This window comes from Corynebacterium halotolerans (assembly GCF_050107895.1).
In the GTDB taxonomy this organism is placed as follows: Bacteria; Actinomycetota; Actinomycetes; order Mycobacteriales; family Mycobacteriaceae; genus Corynebacterium; species Corynebacterium halotolerans_B.
This window is the reverse complement of sequence record NZ_JBNILW010000021.1, coordinates 21,689-28,926: the sequence shown is the minus strand read 5'-3', so window position 1 is coordinate 28,926 and position 7,238 is coordinate 21,689. Positions and strand designations below refer to the sequence as shown.

5 protein-coding genes are annotated in these 7,238 nt (G+C 63.9%); 1 reads left to right on the top strand and 4 read right to left on the bottom strand.

Annotation, left to right across the window (positions count from 1 at the left end):
- Window positions 1-237: 237 nt before the first annotated feature.
- Window positions 238-369 carry a hypothetical protein gene (locus ACQCVD_RS14680; RefSeq protein ID WP_426824525.1) on the bottom strand — a complete coding sequence of 44 codons (132 nt, stop codon included), beginning with the start codon at window positions 367-369 and terminating at the stop codon, window positions 238-240.
- Between the two features lie 208 nt (window positions 370-577).
- On the opposite strand from ACQCVD_RS14680, the gene ACQCVD_RS14675 reads away from it, so the two are divergent.
- Window positions 578-2,554 (top strand): ATP-dependent DNA helicase, encoded by a 1,977-nt coding sequence (locus ACQCVD_RS14675; protein ID WP_426824524.1) that lies wholly within the window; start codon window positions 578-580, stop codon window positions 2,552-2,554.
- Window positions 2,555-2,592: 38 nt separating this feature from the next.
- On the opposite strand, the gene ACQCVD_RS14670 is transcribed toward ACQCVD_RS14675, so the two are convergent.
- From ACQCVD_RS14670 to ctaD, 3 genes are all read right to left on the bottom strand, one after another.
- Window positions 2,593-3,336: a peptidyl-tRNA hydrolase gene (locus ACQCVD_RS14670; protein WP_426824523.1), complete on the bottom strand. Its 744-nt coding sequence runs from the start codon at window positions 3,334-3,336 to the stop codon at window positions 2,593-2,595.
- Entirely contained in the window at window positions 3,337-4,653 is a 1,317-nt protein-coding gene (serB, locus tag ACQCVD_RS14665) for a phosphoserine phosphatase SerB (RefSeq protein WP_426824522.1), read from the bottom strand.
- 87 nt (window positions 4,654-4,740) lie between these two features.
- Window positions 4,741-6,492: a cytochrome c oxidase subunit I gene (gene ctaD, locus ACQCVD_RS14660; RefSeq protein ID WP_426824521.1), complete on the bottom strand. Its 1,752-nt coding sequence runs from the start codon at window positions 6,490-6,492 to the stop codon at window positions 4,741-4,743.
- Window positions 6,493-7,238: the final 746 nt, after the last annotated feature.

Here is a 7,238-nt window from a genome sequence, read left to right as displayed (position 1 = left end):
CAGGCACGAGTGCTCCTGAGTGGTGTACGTTTTCTTGGTCGAATCCGTATCTACCAGGCCTCGTGCCTGCTCTTGTTCACTACCCCACCGTGGCCCCCTGTATCTTCCTATCCGCGCAATCTCTAAGCTCAGCGGTAACGCAACGACCACGGCCTTCGCGGCACAACCCACGTTCCCCGACATTTCACGGCCGTGAAGAGGAGGTGCAGGAACATGGACGACCGGGACGCGGGTCTTCTACCCGACGAACCAGATATAAATGACTCCGAGCTTCCCGATGATCCACTGGCGGATGATCGGCCCGGCGAAGAACTGGTCTCCGACGATCCACTTGCTGATGACTGGCCGGCGGCAGAACAGGACGATCATCGAGACTCCGGCAACTCGGACGGTACCGGTCCGGAGGTTGACAACCCACGGGCCCGGTGATGGAAGCGACCGAGGCGCAGAACGCAACTGGGATCACCCCTGTCTAAAACCCGGTCGCAGTACCTCAGTTACCTGAACGCGGTCGAGTGATACCAGGCCGCGCTCTCGCGTTATGGGCTGTCCGCCCAGCGGGATAGACTGGGCCACCGTGACCGACCATCCCCTCCCCCGCTCCACTGAGGACCTGCTGAAAACCGCCGTCGAATCACTCGGCGGCACCCGTCGTGAGGGGCAGGTCGCTATGGCCAACGCCGTGACCAAAGCGATGGAAAGCGAACGCCATCTAGCCGTTCAGGCTGGCACCGGCACCGGCAAATCACTGGCCTACCTGGTGCCGGCCCTGCGCCATGCGCAATCGACCGATTCCACCATCATTGTCTCCACCGCCACCCTCGCCCTGCAGCGCCAGCTGGTCAACCGGGACCTGCCGCGGTTGACCGAAGCACTGAAAGAGGAACTGCCGCACGAGCCGACCTTCGCGATCATGAAGGGCCGCTCCAACTACGTCTGTCTGAACAAGATCGCCCGCGAGGACGAGCCCGACTCCGATGCGTTGCTCGACGAGGAAGACATCTCCTGGACCGGCAAGCACGTCAAACGTGTCGCTGAATGGGCCCAGGACACCGAGACCGGTGATCGCGACGACCTGGAGCCCGGGGTACCGGACCTGGCATGGAAGCAGGTATCAGTGACCGCCCAGGAATGCCTCGGTGCCTCTCGCTGCCCTCACGGCGAGGAGTGCTTCGCCGAGCTCGCGCGTGCCAAGGCCCGCGAATCCGACGTCGTGGTCACCAACCACGCCCTCCTGGCCATCGACGCACTGGCGGACACCGCAGTCCTCCCCGAGCACGACACCGTGATCGTCGACGAGGCCCATGAACTCGACGGCCGGATCACCGCCGTGGCCACCGCCGAGATCTCCGCCACCACGCTGAAGCTATCCGCCAAGCGCGCGGGGAAACTCGGCGCCGAATCCCGTGATGAGAAGTTGGTCGAACTGGCGGATGAGTGGGAGCAGACCGTCGCCCCGCTGCCGGAGGGACGCTGGGAGGACCTCGATGAGGCGGTGAAGTCCCAGCTGACCGCCGTCAAGGATTCCCTCTGGTCACTGCGGGAGACGATCAGCCGCTCTCCCGAGGGCGAGGCCGCCAATGACGTGGAGAAATTCGCCGAGCGGCAGAACCTAGCCAACCACCTGCAGGAACAGCACGACGCCATCGTGCGCATCCTCGAGGTCTTCGCGGAATCCGACGCCGCACAGCAACGCGACGTCGTCTGGCTGCGCCGGGACCAACGCCGCGGCGACGTACAGACTGCGCTGACCGTGGCACCGTTGTCGGTGGCCGGGTTGTTGAACACGCGGCTGTTCGCGGAGAACACTGTGGTGTTGGCCTCCGCAACGCTGACCATCGGCGGCAACTTCGATGCCATGGCCGCCAGTTGGGGTCTGCCCCAGGGCAGCTGGGACTCCCTCAACGCGGGTACTCCCTTCGACCCCCGCAAGTCCGGCATCCTCTATACCGCCAGGCACTTGCCGGGGCCCGGCCGTGAGGGGCTGGCCAAGGAGACCCTCGATGAGATCCATGACCTCATCATGGCGGCCGGCGGACGCACCTTGGGATTGTTCTCCTCCCGACGGGCAGCCAACCAAGCCGCCGAGGAGATGCGGAAACGGCTCCCCTTCGACGTGCTCGCCCAGGGGGATGAAACCACCGGGGCGCTGGTGGCGAAGTTCTCCAAATCCGAGAACACCTGCCTGTTCGGCACTCTCGGGCTCTGGCAGGGTGTCGACGTCCCGGGCAGGTCGCTGTCGCTGGTCATCATCGACCGGATCCCCTTCCCCCGGCCCGATGACCCCCTGCTCCAGGCTCGAAAGGAAGCTGCGGATGCCGAGGGACGCAACGGCTTCATGGAGGTCGCAGCCACCCACGCCGCTCTCTTGATGGCCCAGGGGGCCGGTAGATTACTGCGCAGTGTCACGGACCGCGGAGTGGTGGCTTGTCTGGACAACCGTCTGGTGACCAAACGTTACGGCGGATTCCTCCGGGCCTCCATGCCCAATTTCTGGCCCACCACTGACCCGCAGGTGGTGCGCGGCGCACTGCAGCGCCTCACCGCCCGCTAGAGGCGCGAGCTCGCGCGTACCACCGACGTCGGCAGATCTCAGATCCGGCCGGGCACGGCCAGCACGGTTGTGGAGTTGGGCGCAACCTCCGTAAAACCCGCGTCCTGGACTGTGACGGCGTCGGGGCTGTCGGCCAGGGCGCGGAAAATGCTACTGTCCACCTCCGCGACCGTCAGCGCAAAACCGTGTTGCGCCCACCGACACACCCAGTCCAGATCGCGATGTGCGGCCAGCAGCATCGCCGCGTGCCCCGCCTGCGCCGCCGCCTTTCCGGTGGTCATGGCCAGGCCGGCGTCCAGATAAATGCGTGGGAGCTCCGGCTCAGCGGTCACCTGCTCCGCTTCCCCCTCCCGCGGCAGATCTGTGCCCTGGATCTGCAGCTTCCTCAGCTCAGCGGGAACAGCTGACACCGGTGTGGGAAGGAAGGCCCGTGCTTCCGCTCCACCCACCTGCGCGGTCACGCCAGTGATCGCCTGGGCGTCTGACCAGCCCTTGTTTCGGGCCCGGCGGGTGACCTTGCGGATCAGGTGGTCGTACCAGGTCTCCAGCCGGTCCCGGTACTCCGGGTCACGACACACCCGGGGATCCAGACAGACCTGCACTACGGCGGTGGCTGCGGCAGCCAGGATGTCGTGCCGATTCGGCGGATCGACCTTCGGCAGGTGCAGGACGATCTGCATCGCCTGCACCGTATCGGGCTGCTCCGGATCCTCGGTGTGGGTCCGACCAACCCGCGCCGCCAACAGGGTGTGCGCCGCGGCCAGTTCTTCGCGGGTGATCATTTAGAGCTGGTCGAGTGAGACCCGGCGGAAGGTACCGGCCTCCAGGTCGGAGGCGTCGATCTCCTCGCGGGGGATACCCAGCATGTAGAGCACCTCATCCAGGAACGGGTGGTTGACGGAGGTGTCGGCGACCTCCTTGAGCGCCGGCTTGGCGTTGAAGGCGATGCCCAGCCCGGCAGCGGAGAGCATGTCGATGTCGTTGGCCCCGTCACCGACAGCAACGGTCTGGAACATGTGCAGACCCTCGGCGTCGGCGAACTCCCGGAGGAAATCGGCCTTGGCCGCACGGTCCACGACCTCGCCGATGACCCGACCGGTCAGCTTGCCGTCCACGATCTCCAGCGTGTTGGCTCGGGCGTAATCGATCTCGAGTTCCTCCACCAGGTCGTCGAGCACCTGGATGAAGCCACCGGAGACTACGGCAGTGGTGTATCCCATCCGCTTGAGCGTGCGGATCGTGGTGCGGGCACCCGGAGTCAGCTCGATCTCCCCGGCGACCTCCTTGATGACCGACTCATCCAGGCCAGCCAACGCCTTGACCCGCTCACGCAGGGACTCCTCGAAGTCCAGCTCTCCACGCATGGCCCGCTCGGTGACGGCTGCGACCTCTGCCTCCCGCCCGGCACGGGCGGCCAGCATCTCGATGACCTCACCCGTGATCAGCGTGGAGTCACAGTCGAAGCAGACCAGCCGCTTGGAACGGCGCAGCAAACCGGAGCGCTCAATCGCGATGTCCACCCCCAGCTCCGGGGTGAGGGCAGCCAGGGCTTTACGCAGCGCATGGCCGCCGCCCGGCTCAGTGTTCGGGACGGTGACCTTCAATTCCAGGCCAGTGACCGGGTAATCCGCAATACCCCGGATCCGGTCGATGTTGGCGTCATAATTGGCCAACGTCTGACCGATGCTGGAGACGTCCTCCGCGTTGACGGGGTTGCCCAGAATAATGATGTCGTGGCTGGAGCGCGGGCGGGCGGAGATGATCTCATCCTCCAGCTCCAGCACGACTTTCTGTCCGTGGCCCCGCAACGTCTCCGTCAACCCCTCCGAAAGCCGTTCGGCCCGCTCCGGGTCGACGCCGACATACGCGGCCAACGACATGTGGCCGCGGAACACGGACTGCTCAACATCGAGCAGCTGGACGTCATAGGCAGTCAGAACGCGGAAGAAAGCCGCGGACACGCCAGGTTGGTTGCGACCGGTCACGGTGATGACGGCGGGGGCGAACCCCTCCCGGAGCGCGACGCTGTGCGCGAGATCGGTGTCCTGGACATCGACGTTCTGGTTATCTACAGAGTGAGTTTGAGTCACGGTGATCATTCTTCCATGTAAGGGGGAAACTGCACGACGAAACCCCCGGAGGTGAAACCCCGGGGGTTTGTCTTGAGTCAGGGAGCAGGGGGCGGGCTAGCTGTCTGCCCGGACCTCAGCAGGGGTCGGGGACTTCTGCTTTTCAGCCCGCTCATCGTGCTGGCCGACGTGCGCCTCTGCGCGCATGCGCTCCACCATGTGCGGGTAGTGCAGCTCGAACGCTGGACGCTCGGAGCGGATGCGCGGCAGGGAGATGAAGTTGTGGCGCGGCGGCGGGCAGGAGGTGGCCCACTCCAGGGAGTTGCCGTAGCCCCACGGGTCATCGACGGTGACAACCTCACCGTAGCGCCAGGACTTGAACACGTTCCAGACGAACGGGATGACCGACAGTCCCAGGATAAACGCGGAGACCGTGGAGATCTGGTTGAACAGGGTGAAGCCGTCAGAGTCCAGGTAGTCGGCGTAGCGGCGCGGCATGCCCATGTTGCCCAGCCAGTGCTGGATGAGGAATGTGCCGTGGAAGCCGAAGAAGGTCATCCAGAAGTGGATCTTGCCCAGTCGCTCGTCCAGCATCCGGCCGGTCATCTTCGGGAACCAGAAGTAGACGCCAGCGTAGGAGGCGAAGACCACCGTGCCGAAGAGGGTGTAGTGGAAGTGCGCGATCAGGAAGTAGGAGTCAGACAGCTGGAAGTCCAGCGGCGGGGAAGCCAGCATGATGCCGGTCAGACCACCGAAGAGGAAGCTCGACATGAAGCCCACCGCGAAGATCATCGGGGTCTCCCAGGTGATGTGTCCCTTCCACATGGTTCCCACCCAGTTGAAGAACTTCACGCCGGTGGGCACCGCGATCAGGAAGGTCATGAAGGAGAAGAAGGGAAGCAGGACAGCACCCGTGACGAACATGTGGTGCGCCCACACGGCCATGGACAGGGCACCAATCGCCAGGGTGGCGAAGACCAGCCCGATGTAGCCGAACATCGGCTTCCGGGAGAAGACCGGGATGATCTCGGAGATGATGCCGAAGAACGGCAGGGCCAGAACGTAGACCTCGGGGTGTCCGAAGAACCAGAACAGGTGCTGCCACAGGATGGAGCCGCCGTTGGCCGGATCGAAGATGTGTCCACCCAGCTTACGGTCGTAGAGCACGCCGAGGGCGGCGGCCGTCAGCAGCGGGAAGATCAACAGGGCCAGGACCGAGGTGACGAAGATGTTCCACGCGAAAATCGACATGCGGAACATCGTCATGCCCGGTGCACGCAGCGTCATGATGGTGGTCAGCATGTTGATCGCGGAAGCGATGGTGCCGATACCGGTCATGCCGACACCGAGGATCCAGAGGTCAGCGCCCACACCCGGAGTGTGGATCGAGTCCGACAGCGGGGAGTACATGGTCCAGCCGAAGTCGGCGGCACCGCCCGGGGTCAGGAAGCCGGAAAGCATGACGAAACCGCCGACTGAGGTGATCCAGAAGCCAAAGGCATTCAGTCGCGGGAAGGCCACGTCCGGCGCGCCGATCTGAAGCGGAAGCACGAAGTTGGCGAAGCCCCAGACAACCGGGGTGCCGTACAGCAGCAGCATCACAGTGCCGTGCATGGTGAACAGCTGGTTGAACTGCTCATTCGACAGGAACTGCAGACCCGGCGTGAACAGCTCAGCACGGATCAGCAACGCCATCAGTCCACCGATGAAGAAGAACATGAAGGACATGATGATGTACATGATGCCCAGCTTCTTGTGGTCGGTGGTGGTGAGCATGTGCCAGGCCTCAGAGCCCTTGCGCGCATGCCCAGTCGGTGTAGGCCTTGTGGGCTCGACATAATCGTCGAGCCGAGGCGCCACAGCGGTCATATTTCCTCCTGACTACGAGACAACCCTGCGAAAACAGGGCTGTCCAAGCTTTACACCGCCTAATCTTAAAGGAAGCGTAAGAATATTTTCCAGCCGCGCAGGCCGGATCTGCACTCACTGTAGTAGTCGGATACAGGCACACAGAAGTTCCCGACCCCTCAAGCTGCGTTCTCCCTGCGGTTTACAGCCAGCTCCCCCCAAGCGCGTGATGGGCGACACACGGCAGCGGCAGTGTCGTTGCTCACTAATCAGGCAAATCCCAGGGTGCCCACCCCCGTTCGGGTTCATTCGAAAGGCAACTTCGTGCAGGATGGCAAAATGTGCGAACTTTCCAGAGTAGGAATTGCCTAGCGTCGAAATCGACTCCTCGCGGCCCGCGATAGCGACGGGGCGCCCCACGCCTCCGCCGCGACCGCACCCTCCCTCCGCACCCCGCCGCGGCACCCGGACTTTCGCAGCACGCTTCGCCCGCCCCACCCCACCAGGCGACCGTTTGACACGGCCCCAAGCGGCACCCCTTTAAATGCGACACCCCGGGCCGGAAGTGCGCTGGCCATCACGCCCTCCTGTGAACAGAAACTACCGACCGGGCCACCATGAGGCTCGCCACAGAATAGGTGGGCGTTCTGCCCCAATTTCGTAGCCGTTCTAGACAATGTCCCACTCCACGAGCTGGGGCACGCACGCTTTTTCGGGAAGGCTGACCTAAAATCGCTAACATTTCACGGAATTCCTGTCAAAAGTAC